This window comes from Pseudomonas sp. GM49, assembly GCF_000282355.1.
Taxonomy (GTDB): domain Bacteria; phylum Pseudomonadota; class Gammaproteobacteria; order Pseudomonadales; family Pseudomonadaceae; genus Aquipseudomonas.
In genome coordinates this window covers 1-1,723 of the sequence record NZ_AKJL01000258.1, presented here as the reverse complement: position 1 = coordinate 1,723, position 1,723 = coordinate 1, and the positions used below count along the sequence as shown (strand labels likewise).

The 1,723-nt window shown below is 61.6% G+C and carries 1 protein-coding gene; it reads left to right on the top strand.

Annotation, left to right across the window (positions count from 1 at the left end; genetic code table 11):
- Positions 1–1,664, top strand: a 1,664-nt coding sequence (locus tag PMI29_RS07265) for a sensor domain-containing diguanylate cyclase (RefSeq protein WP_008001626.1), incomplete at its 5' end; no start/stop codon positions are given.
- Positions 1,665–1,723: the final 59 nt, after the last annotated feature.

Sequence of the window (1,723 nt, the reverse complement as noted above, 5' to 3'; positions counted from 1 at the left end):
CGGACGGACTGCCGGAAGCGAGCCGCGACTATCTCTCGGTGCGCATCCTCGATTTGTCGACCGCCGACCAGCACGAAGTGCTGTTCGAGTCGCCCAACCCGGCGGCCATCAGCGAGTTGTCCGCCACTCGCCTGTTGCGCATGGCCGACCATGACTATCAAGTCGATATCCAGCCCAGCGACGCATTCTTGCAGGCCAACCATTCCTCGGTGACCAGCCTGGTGGTGTTGGGTGGATTGCTCAGCGTGTTGCTCAGTGCCTTGCTGTATGTGTTGGTCAGTCAGCGTCAGCGCGCACTGAAAATGGTTGAGCAACGTACCCGCGAGTTGCGCGATCGGGAACAGGAGCTGCGCGGCACCCATGGTCAGTTGCGTGGTGTGCTGAATGCCGCCACCCAGGTAGCGATCATTGCCACCGACCTGCGCGGCGTCATCAACACTTTCAACGCGGGTGCCGAGCAAATGCTTGGCTACACCAGCGCCGAAGTGGTCGGCCATATGACCCTGGAAAACCTGCACCTGCCCCGGGAGCTGGTCGCTCGCTCGGCAGAGTTGAGCGCACGCTATGGCAAACCGGTGCCGACCTGCCACGCGATGCTGGTCGAAGGCGACGTGGAGGGCGGTCAAGAGGCGCGGGAGTGGACGCTGGTGCGCGGCGACGGCAGCCATTTGATGGTCAACATGCTCACCACGCCAGTGCTCGACGAGCAAGGCCTGTGGGTCGGGCACCTGGCGGTGTGCATCGACATCACCGAACGCAAACGGGTCCACGAAGCGCTCGCTGCGCGGGACCTGCTGTTGAAGAAACTCAGCGCCCATGTGCCCGGTGGCATCTATCAGTTCAAGATGGAGTTCGACGGGCGTTTCAGCGTGATCTACGCCAGCGACGGTATTCGCGAGATCTACGAGCTCGAACCCGACGTGTTGCTGCTCAATGCCGAAGCGATTTTCACCCGGATTCACCCTCAGGACTCTGCCCGTGTCCGCGCCTCGATCCGTGCTTCGGCCGACACCCTCAGCCCCTGGCGCGAGGAATACCGCGTGCAACTGCCACAACGTGGTTTGCGTTGGGTTCGCGGCGAAGCCACTCCGGAGGAGCTGCCCGGTGGCGGCGTGCTGTGGCATGGCTATATCTCGGACATTTCCGATATGAAGCGGGTGGAAGAAGAGTTGCGCGCGTTGTCGGTCACCGATTCGCTGACCGGAATCCACAACCGGCGTTATTTCCAGGAACGCCTGACCACCGAAATGGCCCGGGTGGAGCGCGGCGGTGGGGATCTGTCGGTGATCATGCTCGATATCGACCATTTCAAGCGCATCAATGACCAGCATGGCCACGCCATCGGTGATCGGGTGTTGCAGGCCGTGTGCGAACGGATTGGCAACCGGCTGCGCCGCACCGATGTGTTCTGCCGTTTGGGCGGAGAGGAGTTCATGGTGCTGTGCCCGGATATCGGCGGCGAACAGGCCTATATGTTGGCCCAGCAATTGTGGCAAGGCTTGCGCAGCTCACCCATAGAAGGTGTCGGTACGGTCACCGCCAGTTTCGGGATTGCCAGTTGGCGGGCCGGGGAGGGCGTCGATGCCTTGCTGCTGCGCGCGGATTCAGGGGTTTATGCGGCGAAGCAGGCAGGAAGGGATAGGGTTGAAGGGGAGATGAATTAACCCGGGTTGTACGCTGACCCTGTAGGAGCGAGCTTGAACTGGCCTAATGATTTTGGACA